Origin of the sequence: Citrobacter meridianamericanus (assembly GCF_041320245.1) — a bacterium.
In the GTDB taxonomy this organism is placed as follows: domain Bacteria; phylum Pseudomonadota; class Gammaproteobacteria; order Enterobacterales; family Enterobacteriaceae; genus Citrobacter; species Citrobacter meridianamericanus.
The window spans coordinates 1,727,607-1,745,086 of record NZ_CP101036.1; the positions used below are offsets into that span (position 1 = coordinate 1,727,607).

Consider the following 17,480-nt stretch of genomic DNA (forward strand, 5'->3'; position numbering starts at 1 on the left):
CAAGAAATTGCATCATCAAAAAGTGTTATAAAGGAGCCTGAATTTATGAACAAATTTGACAATGTTTTAGAACAATTGCGCCCTGATAGTTCAGTTAGTTATGTTGCATTTGTTGATATGAATAGTGGGATGAAACTGGCTTCTGTCGGTTTATTAAAAGATGGTGATGCGCTTATCGACTGTTCTATACGGGTGATGCGAGCAGAGCTTAAGACAATCAAACTATTAGAAGTTAACGATGATGTGCTGGATATACTCATTACGACTGATGACGAATATCAACTGTTGTATCCTTGCCGAGGGATGAAAGATATCTTCATTTACCTGGTAGCAAGCCGTGAGCGTGCAAATCTTGCTTTGCTTAAACGTAATATCTCTGATGTTGAGGCTAACCTAATCTCCATAATGTATACAGATGGCGACATTCAAAATCATGGTTTTAATGTTAAGTCGGCATTGGATGCGCATTGTCGCTGGCGTGATAAGTTAATTGCAATAATCAATGGCACCGATACTGTTACCAATCTTAATGAACTTGGGATGGATGATAGGTGTGAGTTAGGACAGTGGCTGCATACAGTTGGTCAAAACCAATATGGCAGTATGTCTGAATTTCAGGAACTAATGAAATTGCATCATGATTTCCATCGTTGTGTGCAGGAAGTTGTTGATATGTATATCGCTGAAGGTGTTGACGCTGCGAAATGCGAGTTGACGGGGAATTTCCAGAAAAGGTCTGCACTTGTACAGGAACAAATCGTCCATTTCTTTGACAGTATTTAATACTGTTGATTGAGTTAAGGGCGTTGTTCGCAGCGCCTGTTATTTCTATGAAATGGTAATCAGTTTTTAACTTCCGATTTGTTGCTGGCATGATACATGCTGTACAAATAAATTTATTGTAATTTTTTAAAGGGATTTATTATCCAGTTTCTGGTAGTGAAAAGGCTTTCAGTGAAGTATATGAAGGATTTTTCCATGTTTACATCTGAACTTCGTGACATTCTCCTTGATCATATTCGTTCCAGTGCCGTAACAAAATTCGCCCATGTACATTATACATCAGAGAAGAGTTTTCGCTTACGTGAAAGTATGTTGCATTCGGCATCGCACTGTAGGGAAGAGTCTCAATCGCTTACTCTTGTCCTAAACCGTCAGTATCGCCTTGTTAATCATCTTGCTAAAGATACCCAGCAAGATAATTACAGAACTGAACATAGCCAGTTATTAAAGCTGGCACGTGAGCAGTACCAACAAACGGGTTTTACTCAGGAGAATCTAAGTCGTGTTGCGTCGGGGTTGGCTCTTGCGGCGGACAAGTTATTATTTGCACTTCTTAAAGTACAGCACTATCAATGGCGTGACAGGTTGTATATCGCTTTGTTGACAGAGCAACATAATAATATTGTTTCTGATGAGCGAGAGTGCACCTTAGGGCTATGGATACATGGCGAAGGTCTCCGTCGTTTTCGTACGTTGCCTGGTTTTCGGGAACTCGACGCCTGTCATCACCTTGTTCATGAGACCAGTAATAATCTTTTCAGACGCAAGCTTAAAACGTTTACCCCTGAAGAACTGAAACGAGTATTGCATAATGTAGAAGAGGCTAGCCAACAACTCATTACTGCGCTGGATCGCCTTGATGAATGCACAAGTTTATTGTATCCACAGCCATAACGTTTGCATTACGTTAACTTTCGGCCAATTGAACTGAGTTTAATAAATTTACCGCAGAGTTCGATTATAAATTATTATGACCCCCAATATGTAACGTCAATATGTTCAAGGAGTTATCGTGCTTAGCAGCTATAATCTAAGTCAATTTGCTAGTAAAAAGGAGTAAAAATGAGCCGTGGTTTTTCAGGGATGATAATAACTTTTTTTATAGGTTCGCTGCTGATTTCTCTCCCTGCTTTGTCTCGGGATTGTTTTGATCGTGCTGGTAGGTATTATCGAATAGATCCCGATTTATTACGTGCTATTGCTTTCAGGGAGTCCTCCTGGCGGGGTAAAGCCATGAATATTGTATCATCAACCGAGTATGCGGTAGGAATGATGCAAATTCACTCACAAAATTTCTCTCATTTAGCAACGTTTGGTATTACACCTCAAAAACTCTATCATAACAGTTGTTTAAATATTTATACGGGTGCTTACTATCTTTCCATAGCTTTCAAACGCTGGGGATACTCATGGCAGGCTGTAGGCGCTTATAATGCTGGCTTCAAAATTAATGAGCAACAAAACTTAAAGAGAAAACAATACGCTTTAAGCGTGCAAAGTATATACAAAAAGCTTAAGCAAAGACGTCATTAAGGGATACTTTACTGTGTCATGGAAACCGACAAGTTAGTGATAAGTGTCCCCTGCAGGAATGGAATTAACAATGTAATTAGTTGATTTATATTTGTATTTTAATTTTTTCATTTTAATTCTATACATTTAGTTATACGTACAAGAAAAAATTTGTGTTTTTTATGGGCTGGGAAGTACTGTACCCAGCCCAGCCCAGCCCAGCCCAGCCCAGCCCAGCCCAGCCCAGCCCAGCCCAGCCCAGCCCAGCCCAGCCCAGCCCAGCCCAGCCCAGCCCAGCCCAGCCCAGCCCAGCCCAGCCCAGCCCAGCCCAGCCCAGCCCAGCCCAGCCCAACCCAACCCAACCCAACCCAACCCAACCCAATCCAATCCAATCCAATCCAATCCAATCCAATCCAACCAGCCTATCCTATGAATTTACAAATTGTTACATACTTTGTTCATCAAATTTCATCGTTATCAGCGATTAACAAGCATTGACAAAGGTTGTCACTCAGTAATATTCCCTAACATTCACCATTATTCACCATTATTCACCATTCAAATTATTTGAATAAGTTTGATAGTGTCATTCTTTACGTATTAATTCTTCTGTGCAAGTATATATACACCCAATAGAGACTAATTAAGTCTTAGTATAAATATCTAATGTGAAGGACATAGCCATGAGCTTATTGCCTCGGGAAAACGCACCCCAAAAAAGCTATAGACTTCTGAGAATATCAGAAGTGATTAATTTGACTGGCTTACCCAAGTCAACAATTTATCTAAAGATAAAGAATGATGAATTTCCTAACCAAGTTTCTATCGGTTCTCGTTCTGTTGCATGGGTGGAGCATGAAGTTAATGAATGGATAGAGAAGAATATTCTCAATAGAAAATTAAATTCCTAAACTGAGGTGGTAATTATATGGTTGACAATGTTTTTAAGAGAAAGCTGGCATCAATTAAGAACGAACATGTGTCGGTGTTAGACAGTTACAAAGTAAGCCCATTTAAAGAAACTCATAGCAACACAGCCTGTATTGTGCGTATTATCGAAATCTATTCACTGAATAAGCTGCGCACTAAAGGTGAAAAGCTGTATTCACTTACGGGGTTAACAGTACCTGATACGGAAGCTGTGTCGAATGAGATCAACCTGCTCCTGAGCCGTTATGCCCAGTTGTGTCGTCAGGAAGAGGAAGAGTTATCTTTCCGGCAGCGTGAAGTGACAAATGCGGAAGTTGCATGGAAAAGCACATTCTCAAAAAACGGCGTCAGTAGCATTGCTGAAGCCAAAGCGAATAAAACGGGGCATGCTGAACGAGCGGATGCTGAACGGTGTTACCATCTGGCTGTTTCCCGGCTGAATGAGCAACATAGCCGACTGAACACAATCAAGCTTTTACCGGGCGTTCTGGCCGATGAAGTTAACTACATCGGTAAGGGAGTTGAGAAGCGTTTACTGAACATATTTCCTCAATCCGGCCAGATCCCTGCTGATTTTATTTCTGTGTTTAATGACGGTGACGTTGTCCGTGATATTAAATTTATTACAGATGCACTCAAATCTTTGTCTGATTCTGTGAATGAAATTATTAGCCGTTGTAGCGTTCCAACTGATCGTTATGTATTAAATAACGGTGGAATGGCAATAGCTATGGCTTACAGGGAGTACTATCGAGCAGATAATTATGTATTACGTTCAGTCGTAAGTGACCGGGATTATGTTGAGCATGTAATGAAATACAATCGGGTTACTGAGTACAAAAATAAAATCTTTTCTTAAATACTATTAAAGGTGAAAAACTATGTATGCCTTCAAAACTGAAAGGCCGGACGCAGCACGTCGTTATCATAATAAAATCGTCACTGGCACTAACTATCAGGAGGAATCAAACAGACGCTTTGCATTAAGCAAACCCACTGAAAATATACTGCGTACCTCAATTCTGGAATCCGGGTGGCTTATTAAAAATATCACCCTACGTGATGTTAACGCCGTGTCAGGTAATGCCGTAAATATTGGTGCCAGTGAACTGCATACCGGACGTGTGGATGGTGGCCGTTTCCACAAAAAAATGGCAATCAATGGTACGGAGTTCTTTCTGACAGAGACGGATACCTGCGCCCGGATCAGCTATTCCGATATGTCTCATATTTACCATACCGGTGTGCCGGATGAGTTTGAGAAAGCGGTTGAGAGCTTTTTTGCCCAGGCATATGCGCTGGACATGCTGCGGATCGGTTTCAATGGTGTGTCGATTGCAAATACTACAAACCCGGAAATCAATAAAAAAGGCGAGGATGTCAATATTGGCTGGCATGCACTGGCGAAAACCTACGGGAACGGGAAGCAAATCATCTCTGAGCCTGTCACTCTGGGAGAGACTGGCACCTGGAAAAATATTGATTCTCTGGCCAACCATCTGATTACTGAGCTTATTGCTGAGCAGTTTCGTGAAGATCCCCGTCTGGTTGTACTGGTTGGGGCAGAGCTGGCAGCACATCAACGCCTGAAGTTATTTAATGCCGCAGACCGCCCGGCTGATGTGAATGCTGCACAGATGGCTACAAGTTCTGTTGCTGGCCGCTTTGCGTTTATTCCCCCGTTTATGCCGGGTAAGCGTCTGGCAGTAACGACGCTGGATAACCTGCATATTTACACCCAGGCGATAACACGCTGGTTTCGTGCTGAGTTTGATGATGAAAACAGTGAATACGTACATTCATACCTGCGCAATGAAGGCTATGCACTCGGTGAACCAGAACTGTACGCGGCAGTCGATGAGAGCGCCCTGACGTTTGCGGATTGACTTAGCGACAGAAAGACCCGCTCAGAGGCGGGTCTCGTTTACAGCATCAGGAAAAATGAAGAACTATTTTTAAGCAGAGGCTTAAGCATGCCAGCGTTAATTAATCCAGGCAATGATCAGTTTTCGGTTATAAATTTCTTGCCTCACCAGGAATGTGCGGGATATAGTTTAAAGGTTGCCGCAAAATCGGCAGCCGGGCGTAGGAACCCGTGTTATCTGAAGGCGATACTACACGCGCCAGGCGTGTTTTTTTGTGTCGCAGCTTTGACTCACCTAAAATTTATGGTGTGGTGGCTGATTGTATTTTTTTATTTTTTACGCCACATCATCAGTATTATGGTAGTCCAGGCGGGGCAGCTTTCGGGCTGGCCGGTATCCTTCAGAGCCGGTATTCCTACCCCCGTCTGGGCTACCACCCATGAGCGTAGGAACTCCGGTGGTAGCGTTACCCGCTATCTGAAGGAGGTTGCCATTATGGCTACAGTCCCTGCTTTATCTCACCCTGAATTTACCTTTGTCTTTCTGGCTGTCCACCGTACAGACCGTGATGCCCGTCCACGTCCTGTGCGTGTAATCGCAGACTGCGAGCATGCTGCACGCCTCAAACTTGCCACTGAATTTATCCTGAGCTTTGCTGCCCGTATCCCTGTGAAAAGCGCCGGGGAGGTGGTTGCATGAAATCCATGAATTTTCAGCAAGGCTGCATATTGAGTGAACTGGGTGAGAGTCGTCTGTTACGGGCGGCACTGGCCAGTGAATTTCTTGCAGAGGTCCTGTCCGTTCCCACAGTGAATGGAGCGAGAACTGTTTCAGCCGAAGGCGCTGCGGCTTTAGTGGCCTGTATTGCCGAACAACTGGATGGCGTTGTTAAGGAAACCAGCACAATTAAGGGAGAGATGCGCGATGAATAATAATCAAAATTTAAAGGCGCATGCTTTACGAACAGCGGTCTTACGGTACTACATTGCTGATGCATTCATTTCCTTAATGGAGCGTGTTCATAATGAACCTGTTTATATTGAAGATGGCGAACGAATAGAACTCACCCACGAAAAAGTGGTGAGCAATATTATTTACCATATTGAAATGCCGTGGGTGAATGAGTTTGGGGCTGATGCTGGTTGCATACTGGCCGCAGAGAAACTGGAAAAAATGCTTAAACCAGGCTTTATGTCAGAAAATATTCGCCTGTCAGTTTTTGGTGTCACAGAGATGCGTGAGGTTTACCGGGATATTATTTTCGGTGCACCTGATGGCGAACTACCCGAAGGTTTTGAATTTGTGAAGCCGGAAGGTCAGGAGGTGCTGCTGTGAAAACACAGTCTGTATCCACGATTTCCGGGGCTGCGATTGGGCGCTGGCCTTATATCCTGTCAGCATTAGGTATCAAAGTACCGTCCGCAGGACATCATGGTGCTTGCCCTGCCTGTGGTGGCAAAGATCGCTTCCGACTGGACGATAAAGCGGGGCGTGGGACGTGGTTTTGTAATCAGTGCGGTCATGGTGATGGTCTTGATCTGGTTCGTCTGGTGACAGGAAGAAAGATAAAAGAAGCCGCCGGGATGGTATCTGAGGCGCTTGCATTACCAGAAATACAGGAGAAGCCCGCTTTGCCAGCCAGGAAAAAGGCCGCAGGAAAAGAAACGGGTGCGGAGCGATATACCAGACTCAGACAGCAGTCCTGCAATGGTGAGCCGGTCTATCTGACAAAAAAGGGCTTACACGGGTATTCACTTCCCTTGCTGTCACAGCCTTTGAATCTGGCCGGAATAACATTTTCCTCCGGTTCATTACTGCTGCCGTTGACGGATATCTTCGGGAATATTACCGGTGGTCAGCTTATCAATCCTGACGGGGATAAAAGTCTGCTGCCAGGTAGCCAGCTGTCTGGCGCATTCATTGCCCTGACCGATATACCCGCTGAAACACCTGAACAGGTGATTATCACTGAGGGTTTTGCCACGGCGCTTACCGTCAGTCTGCTGACTGAAGGATGGATCGTGGCGGCTGTCGCTGCCACCAATTTACTGAAGGTGACGGAGCAGATCCGAAAACGCTGGCCGGAAACCCGGATCATTCTGGCCGGAGATAATGATCTGGCTGACGGGAAAGAAAACACCGGGCGTATTCAGGCAGAGAAAGCCGCCAAAGCGGTGGATGGCTGGGTAACGCTCCCTCCGGTACGCCATAAGGCTGACTGGGATGATTATCGGCAGGAAGTGGGGAAAGAACGGGCGAGAGATGCCTTTCGGGAAGAAATGACGCTGCATGGTAAAGGGCAGACCCGTTTACCAGAAGGGTTCCGGCTGACAAAAGAATATTTGTGGTACGACAAGCTGGTTAATAAGTCTGATGGCGATACGGAGATACGTAATATCAAAATTTCCAGTCCGTTGCGGGTGACGGCAATCACCAGTGATGCTGATGGGAGTAATTACGGGCGTTTGCTGGAATGGGAAGATACCAACGGAAACAGCCGTAAATGGGCAATGCCGATGGAGATGCTGGGTGGCAGCGGGGAAGAGCTGCGCCGCGTTCTGCTGGTTAACGGGCTTTCGTACATCAACATTAACGGCATGGCCAGAGCATTCCTGATGGAATATATCTCGCTGTGTAAACCGGACAGAAAAGTAACCTGTGTGAATAAAACGGGCTGGCACGGCGGGGTTTACGTTCTCCAGGATGAAGTGATAGGGCGCGAAGCCCAGTCAGTCATCTTACAAACGTCGAGTGTGCAGGGGCGTGATTTTCGTGTCAGCGGCACATCAGAGGACTGGCGTGAAAATATAGGCCGTTACTGCATAAATAATGCCCGTCTTGCCTTTGCGGTGAGTCTGGCATTTGCTGCCCCACTTCTGAAACTGGTTGGTATCGGCGGTGGAGGTTATCACCTCAAAGGGGAATCAACAGATGGTAAAACCACGACGATGAAAGTGGCTGCATCGGTATGTGGTGGAACAGATTTCTGGCATACGTGGAGGGCGACGGGGAATGCATTAGAAGGAACGGCGAGCCGCCGCAATGATGCCACGCTGATGCTGGATGAAATCCGGGAGGTTGACGGCAGGGAGGCGGGGAATATCGCTTATATGCTGGCTAACGGGCAGGGCAAAGCCAGAGCCAGAACAGATGGTTCGGTAAGGGAAACCAACCGCTGGAATCTGTTGTTTCTGTCCACCGGGGAACTGTCACTGGTGGAACATGCGGCAAGCGCCGGGGAACGTACGTATGCCGGGGTTGAGGTCAGAATGATCCAGATCCCAAGTGATTCAGGCAAATATGGCGTGTTTGAAGAACTTCATGGTTTCAGTAGCGGGAAAACCCTGGCTGAGCATCTTGAGCAGCACGTAGCGCATTATCATGGTGCACCATTCCGCGACTGGTTGCATTGTCTGACCGCTGATCTGCCGGAACTGACCAGTCAAGCGAAAGCCTTATTGAAAGAGTACACCCGAAGGCTGACGCCGGAAAATGCCGGGAATCAGGTTGGCCGGGCTGTTACCCGTTTTGCTCTGGTTGCGATGGCCGGGGAGCTGGCCACAAAAGCGGGCATCACAGGATGGCCGGAGGGAGAGGCCTTTCGTGCCGCTCAAAGTTGCCTGGCTGCATGGATGGCTGACCGGGGCCATACAGCTAATCAGGAAGATAAAGCGGCACTTGAACAGGTACGGGACTTCATGACGCGTAATCAGTTCAGTCGGTTTGCTGACTGGAATGACGACAGGAACCGGCCTGTTTCAATGATGGGATTCAGAAAAGTCGATAAAGGAGACAACGTGACCGAGCCGGTTGTGACGTTCTACGTGCTCCCGTCAGGCTGGAAGGAGATCTGTAAGGGATTTGACTCGCGTAAGGTGGCCAGGTTGTGTGTGGACGCGGGCTGGCTGAAACCCGGTGAAGATGGCCGGACGCAAAACAGCATTCGCCTGCCAGAAATAGGGCTTAAACGTGTGTACCAGTTCAATACACAGGTACTGGGAAGCGCCGAACCTGAGTAATCATCGCGTGAGTCTTATTTTTATGAGGTAACACTGGTAACAGAGGTAACACCCATTACTGATGCGGTTCTTCAGTGTTACCAGTCAAAAATACTGACTGGTAACACTGGTAACAAAAAATGGTGTGTTACCACGCGTTACCTCTTGATTATGCTAACTGGTAACAGATTAAATCCTTTTAAATCAATAGCGTTACACGTGTTACCAGTGTTACACGTTCAGAACAAGAGGTAGGGATCCAAATCCCTTCTTCTGGCGGGCAACAGTATAGGGCACAGAACGATGAAGATGATGAGAATGTACTGCCCCACATGTCAGGCAGTAGCGCGGATAGGTAAAACAAACAGGAAACACCCACAACTGTACGATGTGTACTGCTATTGCTCTAATGTGGAGTGCGGTCACTCGTTTGTGATGAATGTTGCTTTCTCCCATTCCGTTAGTCCAAGCGCGCTGAACGGGCAGGGAAGGGTTAAAGAGCTAATTGATGCAATTCCACCCGAGGAACGGGAAAAGGCTTTAAAGTTGCTGCTGGCTGCGCAAAAGAATGGGTAAAGTATGCGTCGGGAATGGCCGATCCGTTCCCGAAATCTGAACACAGGATTTCAGTTTATACGGACATAAAATTATTATTTTTCAGATTGTTATGTTTTTCATGTTTCACAAACCTTCATAAAATCACACACCTAAAATTAATTATCCATTTAATATCATAGGGTTGCGTATTCAGGTCATAGATACTACGGATAGTAAAACTGAAAAAAGCTGAAATTCTTTTCATTCTTTTCAGTTCCTGCCTCGCCGTGCATCCCCAGCACGGGCGCGGGCTGGCGGTATTGTTTGTAAAAAAACACAACTGAAAAATTTTAGTGATATGAAAACCGCAGGCGGGTGCGGTGTAGTGCGATTTTGTCAACATCACACTTTTTGTATTTAGGTCTAATAAAAACCACTATTAATAACTTAATGGAATTTAAAATTTATTTTTATTCCTTTTTGTTGTGTGTGAGGTGTCTTTGATATTCGCAAAAAAAACAATTGTTTGGTATAAATATCTAAAGTTAGGGATAGTTCATGCGAAAGCATGTGTAAGTGTAGAGTAATTAATAGGCTACTTGCTTAATAAATCATATTGAGGGACTCATGAAAACTTTAACTGAGAATCAAAAATTACAGCATCCTAAAAGGATTTCTGCTGTTGTAATAAAAAAACTATTTGGTCTATATGATTATACTCTTCCTGGAGATAGTATCTTTGCCAATATAGCAGTACTTTATGGAGAAAATGGAGTAGGCAAAAGCACTATTTTGAGAATGGTTTTTCATCTTTTGTCAGGGACTAAAAATCAATCGAGTTCTCACTTGCGGAGTTTATATAATATTCGGTTTGAAAAAATTACTGTTCTTATTGGTAATGATGTTGAGGTGAGCGCCACACAACTTAAGAAAAGTAATAGTAAAGTAATGAAATTAAGTATTCAGGTTGGTGGCCGTAGTTTTGAATGGGATTACTCTCCGCACGAAAGTCGTATTATAAGGTTTGATGAGTCTGATATTTTTGACGAGTACTATACTTCAATGGATTATAATAGTTTGGAAGTGGGTATGGAAAGTTATGATTTATCAGAAATAAAACTTAATAAAATTAGAGATAAACAATTTAAAAATAGACTTGGATATTATTCGACGTTACGAAAAGTAGTGCCTGAGGTTTTTCTGCTTAACGCAGATCGTAGATTAGATGGTGATTCAATCGCAGATCCTGCTGATGAAGTACAACTCCGCAGAATGGTTAATAATAAAGAGCCTCGAAGTATATATGGCTTAGTATCCCGTAGTCGTGAAATTGCATTAGCTCAAGCGCTGAACTCCGCTCATAAGTGGATATCTACAAAAGTAGTTGAGGGGAATAATTTAGGTGCAGAGAATGTACACTCTGTTTATATTAATGTTCTAAAACATCTTTCGACGTCAAGTCAGGTGTTTGATTTATCGGATGATAAAAATACTAAGGAGGGACTACTAAAGCGCTTAGAGGAGATTGATCTTCTTACAAAGAATTTATCAAAATATGAACTCGCTACTATATTAGATACGCAGTCTTTTTTTACAGCTCTGTCGGATGAGACAAAATCATATTATCATGTGTCTGTTGAACTCTTAAGTCCTTATATTGATAGCCTCGAAAGTAGGCTTAATGCATTAATACCTATTTACAATATTATCCATAAGTTCGTTACAACTATAAACGAAATGTTGACAGATAAAACTATAAGCTATAATTTAAAGACTGGGTTTTATATAAATAGCTCTCTTGGTGAAAAATTAGAACCAAGCTATTTGTCTTCAGGTGAGCAACAGTTACTTCTTTTATTTTTATATGTATTGGTTGCACGTGACTCAAAAAGTCTTTTCATGATTGATGAACCGGAAATATCTCTTAATATTAAGTGGCAACGTAATCTAATTAAAGCACTTGTTGATATTACTGACGGCGAAAGCACACAATTTATTTTTGCATCTCATTCAATGGAAATACTATCGGTTCATTTAGATAAAGTTATTAGATTGGAGCACTGAAATGAATGGGTTGCCAAGGAAGAAAATAACTGAACTGATCGCTAGGTATACTTTGGAACCAAATATAAAAGATATTTACGTTGAAGGTGACTTTGATAGGGATATAGTGAAGTATTGGTTTTCAGTAAATAAAATTGCTGAGCCTGTTGTTTTCCCAATAAAGATAGTAGATATTCCAGATGATTGCCTTGAAAAATACAGTATGACGAGTGGGAATAAACAGCGTGTGATTGCATTATCTCGTGAGTTATCCTTATGTAAAGGACGTGGATATATTTGTCTTGTTGATCTTGACTATGATGAAATTAATAAAGTTGAGTGGGGCGAAAGTTACGGCTTACAAAAAACAGATTATTGTTCTTTGGAGTTATATTATTATGAACCAGAACTTTTGTTAAAAGTAATGATGGTTTGTGGTGTGGATATCCAAAATCAAAATTTATTCTTAACTTCATTTGAATCTGTTTTGCGAAAGATATTTTCTATTAGAGCTGCACTGGAAAGATTAAAATGGAATATTTCTTGGGTGGATGTGGAAAAAAATCTAAGTGTCAATGGTGAATCTATTCATTTTGATTCCACTTCATTTATATCAAAAATTCTAATGAATGGTGGAAAGTTAAATAACATTGCAGAATTTAATAAAGTATTGTTACAGATTGAATCTGAACTAAATACAGATGCACGAATGAGTATTCGTGGCCATGACTTTACTTCTATGATTGCTTTTGTAGCAAAAAAATTAAAGGGTAAAAAGGAATTCTATTCCGATAGTGCTGTAGAACGATTATTTATAATGGAGCATGAAATGATAGATGCACTTATTAATAGATTGATTAACTCTTTCCCCTAATAGGAATTAAATTATCACTATACCATTGCAGCATAGACTTGCGACCTAAAATATATTGCGCATGATTGTAAATTCCTCGTATAGAGTTCTTATCAACATGCGCAAGTTGCATTTCAATCCAGGCGCTTTCAAAACCATGTTCATGTAAAATAGTACTCATGGTATGCCTGAAGCCGTGACCCGTTAACCGACCATGATAGCCCAATAGTTTTATCACTTTGTTTATACTGGCTTCGCTCATTGGTTTCCTGACGTCGTTTCGTCCAGGGAAAACGAGGCTGTAGTTCCCAGTTATTTCTTGCAGCTTTTTCAGGATGCTGACCGCCTGAGTGGATAACGGAACCAGATGGGGGCGGCGTTTCTTCATCCGTTCTTTGGGGATCTCCCATAAGGCATTATCTAAATCAAACTCAGTCCATTCCGCTGCACGTAGTTCAATTGTTCGCACGCCTGTTAGCATCAATAGCTGCGTGGCGTATTTGGTGACTAAACTGCCCTGATAGTTATCCAGAGCATTGACGAACTCGGGCAACTCGCTTTCAGTCAGGAACGGGAAGTGTTGAGTTTTAGGTTTGTTGAGTGCGATAGCTAAATCGGGTGCAAAATTATACTTTGCTCTACCAGTGGCAACAGCATAACGAAGCACTTCACCACAACGGCGGCGGATCTTGCTGGTTTGCTCTAGCGCACCTCTTTTCTCAATTTTTTGCAGGACGGTGAGCAGCTCTAGTGGTTCAATCTGCTCAATTGGGCGTTGTCCGATGAAAGGGAAAATATCCTTTTCCATGCAGTTGAGAACCTCTTTTGCATACCCCTCTGACCAGGTGGTTTTTTTCGATGAGTGCCATTCTCTGGCCACAGACTCAAAGCTGTTCTCATGCGCGAACTGTAAAGCTATTTTATTTGCTTTTCTGGCTTCACTTGGGTTGATCCCTTTAGCTAACATCGAACGCGCCTCATCACGTTTAGCACGTGCTTGTGCCAATGACACATCGCCATATACGCCGAAGGAGATCATCTTAGGTTTACCTGCAAAGCGATAGCGGAAACGCCAGCCTTTGCTGCCCGCGGTGTCGATGAGGAGTGATAGTCCCATACCATCGTTAAGTGTATAGGGTTTGTCCTTCGGTTTTGCTCGTTTTATTTGGATGTCAGATAGCAGCATGTGTATAGAAAAAAGATCGAACTCAGTTATACACAATGTTATACGCAAAAATGTATAGATTCCATTAGAAATAATGGCACTTTTCTGGACAAGTAAAAGGAGATGAGAACAGTAGAAACAGTGAGTTATGGAATTAATTGGACTTAGTGAGAAGTGTTCATGGTGTCCCCTGCAGGAATCGAACCTGCAACTAGCCCTTAGGAGGGGCTCGTTATATCCATTTAACTAAGGGGACGAAGCGGCACGAGTATAGCGTTTTTTACCCACGACGGTAAGCCTCGGGCCGCCCAACTGCTCAAACAGTCACCATTCAGGCCTGTTTTTTTGGGTTTTTCTGCTCTTGCTCATCCCGCTTTGCTTGCAATCTGGCTTCTTCCTTGCGCTTGTTGCTCATATCATTACGGATCTGTGCGTGGCTCATCAGCGCGAAGATAAACGTCCCGCCGCAGATATTCCCTGCGAGTGTGGGTAGCGCAAAGGGCCAGAGGAAATCACTCCAGTGCAGCGTGCCGTTAAAGACCAGATAGAGAATTTCCACTGAGCCGACGACGATGTGCGTGGTGTCCCCCAGCGCAATCAGCCAGGTCATTAGAATAATAACCACAATTTTTGCTGCACCGGCGGCGGGAAACATCCATACCATCGTGGCAATCAACCAGCCAGAAATGATGGCGTTGGAAAACATCTCCATCGGCGTATTTTTCATCACATCCATGCCGATTTTGACAAAAGCATCGCGAGTCTCTTCATCAAAAATCGGCATATGTTCAAACGCCCATGCAGCGACCCCGGTGCCAATGATATTACCCAGCAGCACCACGCTCCACAGGCGCATCAACAGACCAAAATTTCCAAGGGTAGGGTTTTGCATAACCGGGAGCACGGCGGTGACGGTATTTTCGGTAAAGAGCTGTTGGCGGGCCATGATGACAATAATAAAGCCGAAGGTATAACCAAGATTTTCCAGTAAAAATCCTCCAGGCACACCTTCAAGCTGCACATGAAAAATCCCCTTAGCCAGTAGCGAGGCTCCCATTGACAGTCCGGCAGCGATGGCTGACCACAGTAGAGCCATTGCGTCGCGTTCCATCTCTTTCTCCCCATCCTGACGGATATGTTCATGGATCGCCATGGCGCGGGAGGGGAGTCGGTCCTCATCGACCTCAATCTTTTTACCTTCTAACTTTTCATCACTTTCGACCTGAAGTTCGTCGCTGTGTCGATCAATTTTTTCTTTTTCAATGTCATTCATAACCGAATCCTGAATTAGCACGTATTGCTAAAGCGTAGCGGCTTTTATGCGAAAATCAGCGGGAGAAAGTCTGAGATAGCAAAAATGGTAACGTTTGTTTTTATCGGCTTAGTTAAAATAGCAACACCGCGCGGTGTGCATTACCAGGCTATGATCAAATCAGTAAGACCGGGTATATAGACATCGTTTGACGTGCTGTTACAATCGCTCACATCTAAACAGGCGGATACGTCATTGTTCCGTCATGGATGGCAATCAGCGATAGCCATAATACACAGGGAGACACTTATGAAGCTTCGCCTGTCGGCGCTTGCGCTGGGAACCACACTGTTGGTGGGGTGTGCGAGCTCCGGTAATGAACAACAAGGGCGTTCGGACCCATTTGAAGGGTTCAACCGCACCATGTACAACTTCAACTTTAATGTATTGGATCCCTATGTTGTTCGACCGGTAGCAGTAGCATGGCGTGATTATGTTCCGCAGCCGGCACGTAACGGTTTGAGCAACTTTACTGGCAACCTTGAAGAACCGGCCGTGATGGTCAACTACTTCCTGCAAGGTGACCCTTATCAAGGGATGGTCCATTTTACCCGTTTCTTCCTCAACACCCTGTTAGGTATGGGCGGATTTATCGATGTGGCGGGTATGGCAAATCCGAAGTTGCAACGCGTTGAGCCACACCGTTTTGGTAGTACGTTAGGCCACTATGACGTGGGTTACGGACCGTATATGCAGCTTCCGTTCTACGGCAGCTTTACGCTACGTGATGATGGTGGTGATATGGTGGATACGCTGTATCCAGTACTCTCCTGGCTCACCTGGCCGTTGTCGATAGGTAAGTGGACGGTTGAAGGTATTGAAACCCGCGCGCAGTTGCTTGATTCCGACGGTCTGCTGCGTCAGTCTTCCGATCCTTACATTATGGTGCGTGAAGCTTACTTCCAGCGTCATGACTTTATTGCGAACGGCGGGAAACTCAAACCAGAAGAAAATCCGAACGCGCAAGCAATTCAGGATGAATTAAAAGAGATCGATTCCGAGTAAGGAAAGATGAAAAGAAAAAGGTGAGCTAAAAAGCTCACCTTTTTTATATCTGAAGAAAATCAGAATGCGTAGTTGAAGTTGGTACCGAACAGCCAGGCTTTACCTTCAGAATCGAAAGTATATGGGCCTTCTTTTACGGTCACTTTCTGGCCGTGCATATAAGAAACGCCAACGTCAATAGACGCGTCATCATTGAATGCGTAAGTCGTACCCGCACTCAGCCACAGACGATCCTGGTCCGGAATGGATATGGAACGCTTGCTTGCAGGAACCGGGCTATCGTCATAGGCAATACCGGTACGGAAGGTCCAGCTTTTATCCATGTAGTAAGTGGTACCCAGCGCGATGCGGTAAGAATCTTTGAAGCCTTCTTCTTTATAGAACAGCGTCTTCCCGTTGGTGCCGGTTGCTTTCAGCTCCTGGAACTGACTCCAGCTGGTGTAAGCCATGCTGTAGTGAATAGCCCACTGTGGAGCGATGCGGTTGTAACCCGACAGTTCCCACATTTCCGGCAGGTTAAGCGTCAAAGAACCCGGGACGGTGGCATTGGTTGTTCCCCAAGGGAACGCCGTGCCTGCACCAGGTAACACGTTTGCCTGGGTGCGGATGCCGCTCTTGTAATCGCCATCGAAGTCGATTTTGACTTCGGAACGATACGTTAAACCGTAGCGGTTATTTTTATCCAGCTCGTACAAAATACCGGCGTTCCAGCCATAACCCCATTCATCACCTTTCAGGCTGGCGATTTTCTGGCTGACTTTTGGCAATGCAGCCGTTTGTTCGCCGGAATAACGCTCAATTTTTGCATCGGCATAGACGGCATTAAAACCGACACCAAAGCTCCAGCTATCATTCAGACGGTAAGCACCACTCAGGTTCAGGTTGACCGTTTTAAGATCGGTCTTCCCGCCGTATTCGCCGACGATGTAACTATCGTTAAATTCAGTTGCCAGGCCATAGTTTGACGTGACAGACGCCCCCCAACCAAACTGTTCGTTGATAGGCATCACGAAGTGAGCATTAGGAACCCACGCCGTAGGCGCGATGTTGTCCGCATCGGTGCTGCGTCCGGTGTATGGCGATTTACCGGAAATATTAACGTCTGGATCGATATACACCGCACCCGCAGAAAAAGTAGGGCGATCGAACATCATAATCAGCGCCGGGTTGCGACTGGCGTTGCCTGCATCATCTGCAATAGCGCCTTCACCCGAATATGCCCGGCCAAGGCCAGAGGAAGAAAATTCGTTTAACTGAAAGCCTGCAGACCAGGCCTGTGTGGAGATAATTGCCACTGCGACTGCGAGAGCAGACTTTGTAAACAGGGTTTTCTGGCTCATGACCATAACCTCATAGATTTATTTTTATACAAACAATGTTACATACCGTAACAGGAGCGCGAAGTGTAGGGTCTGAGGTACGACTTAGAAATCAGACCAGTGCCGAGAGTATAGGTCTGACCAGCTGAAATGTTGCA

Annotated in this window: 18 protein-coding genes and 1 tRNA gene; 14 read left to right on the forward strand and 5 right to left on the reverse strand. The window is 44.5% G+C overall.

Going from position 1 to position 17,480, the window contains the following annotated elements:
- The first annotated feature begins 45 nt into the window (after positions 1–45).
- The 3 genes from NMD08_RS08225 (at position 46) to NMD08_RS08235 (ending at position 2,316) form a co-directional block, all read left to right on the forward strand.
- Entirely contained in the window at positions 46–783 is a 738-nt protein-coding gene (locus NMD08_RS08225) for a CZB domain-containing protein (RefSeq protein WP_187253479.1), read from the forward strand.
- Positions 784–978: 195 nt separating this feature from the next.
- Positions 979–1,677 carry a CZB domain-containing protein gene (locus NMD08_RS08230; RefSeq protein WP_370619949.1) on the forward strand — a complete coding sequence of 233 codons (699 nt, stop codon included), beginning with the start codon at positions 979–981 and terminating at the stop codon, positions 1,675–1,677.
- A 168-nt stretch (positions 1,678–1,845) separates the two neighbouring features.
- The gene (locus NMD08_RS08235) at positions 1,846–2,316 is read left to right on the forward strand and encodes a transglycosylase SLT domain-containing protein (protein WP_370608056.1); all 471 of its coding nucleotides are present in this window, start codon (positions 1,846–1,848) and stop codon (positions 2,314–2,316) included.
- A 159-nt stretch (positions 2,317–2,475) separates the two neighbouring features.
- Here NMD08_RS08235 and NMD08_RS08240 read toward each other — a convergent pair whose 3' ends face one another.
- Positions 2,476–2,697, reverse strand: a complete 222-nt coding sequence (locus NMD08_RS08240) for a hypothetical protein (protein WP_370619951.1) — start codon at positions 2,695–2,697, stop codon at positions 2,476–2,478.
- 281 nt (positions 2,698–2,978) lie between these two features.
- Between NMD08_RS08240 and NMD08_RS08245 the strand changes: the two genes are divergently transcribed.
- The 10 genes from NMD08_RS08245 to NMD08_RS08290 all read left to right on the forward strand — a co-directional run bounded on the left by NMD08_RS08245 (position 2,979) and on the right by NMD08_RS08290 (position 12,542).
- Positions 2,979–3,206: an AlpA family transcriptional regulator gene (locus NMD08_RS08245; RefSeq protein WP_000055090.1), complete on the forward strand. Its 228-nt coding sequence runs from the start codon at positions 2,979–2,981 to the stop codon at positions 3,204–3,206.
- Positions 3,207–3,223: 17 nt separating this feature from the next.
- Positions 3,224–4,084 carry a hypothetical protein gene (locus NMD08_RS08250; RefSeq protein WP_203436626.1) on the forward strand — a complete coding sequence of 287 codons (861 nt, stop codon included), beginning with the start codon at positions 3,224–3,226 and terminating at the stop codon, positions 4,082–4,084.
- Positions 4,085–4,106: 22 nt separating this feature from the next.
- Positions 4,107–5,111, forward strand: a complete 1,005-nt coding sequence (locus NMD08_RS08255) for a P2 family phage major capsid protein (RefSeq protein ID WP_370609552.1) — start codon at positions 4,107–4,109, stop codon at positions 5,109–5,111.
- A gap of 87 nt (positions 5,112–5,198) precedes the next feature.
- Complete coding sequence (locus NMD08_RS08260) at positions 5,199–5,789, forward strand: host cell division inhibitor Icd-like protein (protein WP_370619953.1); 591 nt, start codon at positions 5,199–5,201, stop codon at positions 5,787–5,789.
- Positions 5,786–6,022 (forward strand): hypothetical protein, encoded by a 237-nt coding sequence (locus tag NMD08_RS08265; RefSeq protein WP_137477539.1) that lies wholly within the window; start codon positions 5,786–5,788, stop codon positions 6,020–6,022. The genes NMD08_RS08260 and NMD08_RS08265 overlap by 4 nt, the downstream gene beginning before the upstream one ends.
- A complete protein-coding gene (locus NMD08_RS08270; protein WP_001063903.1) occupies positions 6,015–6,425 on the forward strand; it encodes a hypothetical protein in 411 nt (136 codons plus the stop codon). Before NMD08_RS08265 ends, NMD08_RS08270 begins: the two co-directional genes overlap by 8 nt.
- On the forward strand, positions 6,422–9,109 hold the full coding sequence (locus NMD08_RS08275; protein ID WP_370609555.1) for a DUF927 domain-containing protein: 2,688 nt from the start codon (positions 6,422–6,424) through the stop codon (positions 9,107–9,109). Before NMD08_RS08270 ends, NMD08_RS08275 begins: the two co-directional genes overlap by 4 nt.
- Positions 9,110–9,391: 282 nt before the next feature.
- On the forward strand, positions 9,392–9,664 hold the full coding sequence (locus NMD08_RS08280; RefSeq protein WP_000783295.1) for an ogr/Delta-like zinc finger family protein: 273 nt from the start codon (positions 9,392–9,394) through the stop codon (positions 9,662–9,664).
- Between the two features lie 588 nt (positions 9,665–10,252).
- The gene (locus NMD08_RS08285) at positions 10,253–11,689 is read left to right on the forward strand and encodes an AAA family ATPase (protein WP_370609556.1); all 1,437 of its coding nucleotides are present in this window, start codon (positions 10,253–10,255) and stop codon (positions 11,687–11,689) included.
- A 1-nt stretch (position 11,690) separates the two neighbouring features.
- Positions 11,691–12,542, forward strand: a complete 852-nt coding sequence (locus NMD08_RS08290) for a DUF4435 domain-containing protein (protein ID WP_370609557.1) — start codon at positions 11,691–11,693, stop codon at positions 12,540–12,542.
- On the opposite strand, the gene NMD08_RS08295 is transcribed toward NMD08_RS08290, so the two are convergent.
- The 3 genes from NMD08_RS08295 to NMD08_RS08305 form a co-directional block, all read right to left on the reverse strand.
- Entirely contained in the window at positions 12,526–13,707 is a 1,182-nt protein-coding gene (locus tag NMD08_RS08295; protein ID WP_370609828.1) for a tyrosine-type recombinase/integrase, read from the reverse strand. The genes NMD08_RS08290 and NMD08_RS08295 overlap by 17 nt on opposite strands.
- 160 nt (positions 13,708–13,867) lie before the next feature.
- A tRNA-Arg gene (locus NMD08_RS08300) sits at positions 13,868–13,942 on the reverse strand.
- A 75-nt stretch (positions 13,943–14,017) separates the two neighbouring features.
- On the reverse strand, positions 14,018–14,959 hold the full coding sequence (locus NMD08_RS08305) for a formate/nitrite transporter family protein (protein ID WP_151219955.1): 942 nt from the start codon (positions 14,957–14,959) through the stop codon (positions 14,018–14,020).
- 288 nt (positions 14,960–15,247) lie between these two features.
- Between NMD08_RS08305 and mlaA the strand changes: the two genes are divergently transcribed.
- Positions 15,248–16,003, forward strand: coding sequence for a phospholipid-binding lipoprotein MlaA (mlaA, locus tag NMD08_RS08310; protein WP_151219954.1), 756 nt, complete (start codon positions 15,248–15,250; stop codon positions 16,001–16,003).
- A gap of 59 nt (positions 16,004–16,062) precedes the next feature.
- Here mlaA and fadL read toward each other — a convergent pair whose 3' ends face one another.
- A complete protein-coding gene (gene fadL, locus NMD08_RS08315) occupies positions 16,063–17,343 on the reverse strand; it encodes a long-chain fatty acid transporter FadL (RefSeq protein WP_151219953.1) in 1,281 nt (426 codons plus the stop codon).
- Positions 17,344–17,480: the final 137 nt, after the last annotated feature.

What these genes read in the sequence shown, in the direction of transcription:
- NMD08_RS08225 (WP_187253479.1), top strand. Translation starts at nt 46, where the DNA reads ATGAACAAATTTGACAATGTTTTAGAACAATTGCGCCCTGATAGTTCA.
- NMD08_RS08230 (WP_370619949.1), top strand. Translation starts at nt 979, where the DNA reads ATGTTTACATCTGAACTTCGTGACATTCTCCTTGATCATATTCGTTCC.
- NMD08_RS08235 (WP_370608056.1), top strand. Translation starts at nt 1,846, where the DNA reads ATGAGCCGTGGTTTTTCAGGGATGATAATAACTTTTTTTATAGGTTCG.
- NMD08_RS08245 (WP_000055090.1), top strand. Translation starts at nt 2,979, where the DNA reads ATGAGCTTATTGCCTCGGGAAAACGCACCCCAAAAAAGCTATAGACTT.
- NMD08_RS08250 (WP_203436626.1), top strand. Translation starts at nt 3,224, where the DNA reads ATGGTTGACAATGTTTTTAAGAGAAAGCTGGCATCAATTAAGAACGAA.
- NMD08_RS08255 (WP_370609552.1), top strand. Translation starts at nt 4,107, where the DNA reads ATGTATGCCTTCAAAACTGAAAGGCCGGACGCAGCACGTCGTTATCAT.
- NMD08_RS08260 (WP_370619953.1), top strand. Translation starts at nt 5,199, where the DNA reads ATGCCAGCGTTAATTAATCCAGGCAATGATCAGTTTTCGGTTATAAAT.
- NMD08_RS08265 (WP_137477539.1), top strand. Translation starts at nt 5,786, where the DNA reads ATGAAATCCATGAATTTTCAGCAAGGCTGCATATTGAGTGAACTGGGT.
- NMD08_RS08270 (WP_001063903.1), top strand. Translation starts at nt 6,015, where the DNA reads ATGAATAATAATCAAAATTTAAAGGCGCATGCTTTACGAACAGCGGTC.
- NMD08_RS08280 (WP_000783295.1), top strand. Translation starts at nt 9,392, where the DNA reads ATGAAGATGATGAGAATGTACTGCCCCACATGTCAGGCAGTAGCGCGG.
- NMD08_RS08285 (WP_370609556.1), top strand. Translation starts at nt 10,253, where the DNA reads ATGAAAACTTTAACTGAGAATCAAAAATTACAGCATCCTAAAAGGATT.
- NMD08_RS08290 (WP_370609557.1), top strand. Translation starts at nt 11,691, where the DNA reads ATGAATGGGTTGCCAAGGAAGAAAATAACTGAACTGATCGCTAGGTAT.
- NMD08_RS08295 (WP_370609828.1), bottom strand. Translation starts at nt 13,707, where the DNA reads ATGCTGCTATCTGACATCCAAATAAAACGAGCAAAACCGAAGGACAAA.
- NMD08_RS08305 (WP_151219955.1), bottom strand. Translation starts at nt 14,959, where the DNA reads ATGAATGACATTGAAAAAGAAAAAATTGATCGACACAGCGACGAACTT.
- mlaA (WP_151219954.1), top strand. Translation starts at nt 15,248, where the DNA reads ATGAAGCTTCGCCTGTCGGCGCTTGCGCTGGGAACCACACTGTTGGTG.
- fadL (WP_151219953.1), bottom strand. Translation starts at nt 17,343, where the DNA reads ATGAGCCAGAAAACCCTGTTTACAAAGTCTGCTCTCGCAGTCGCAGTG.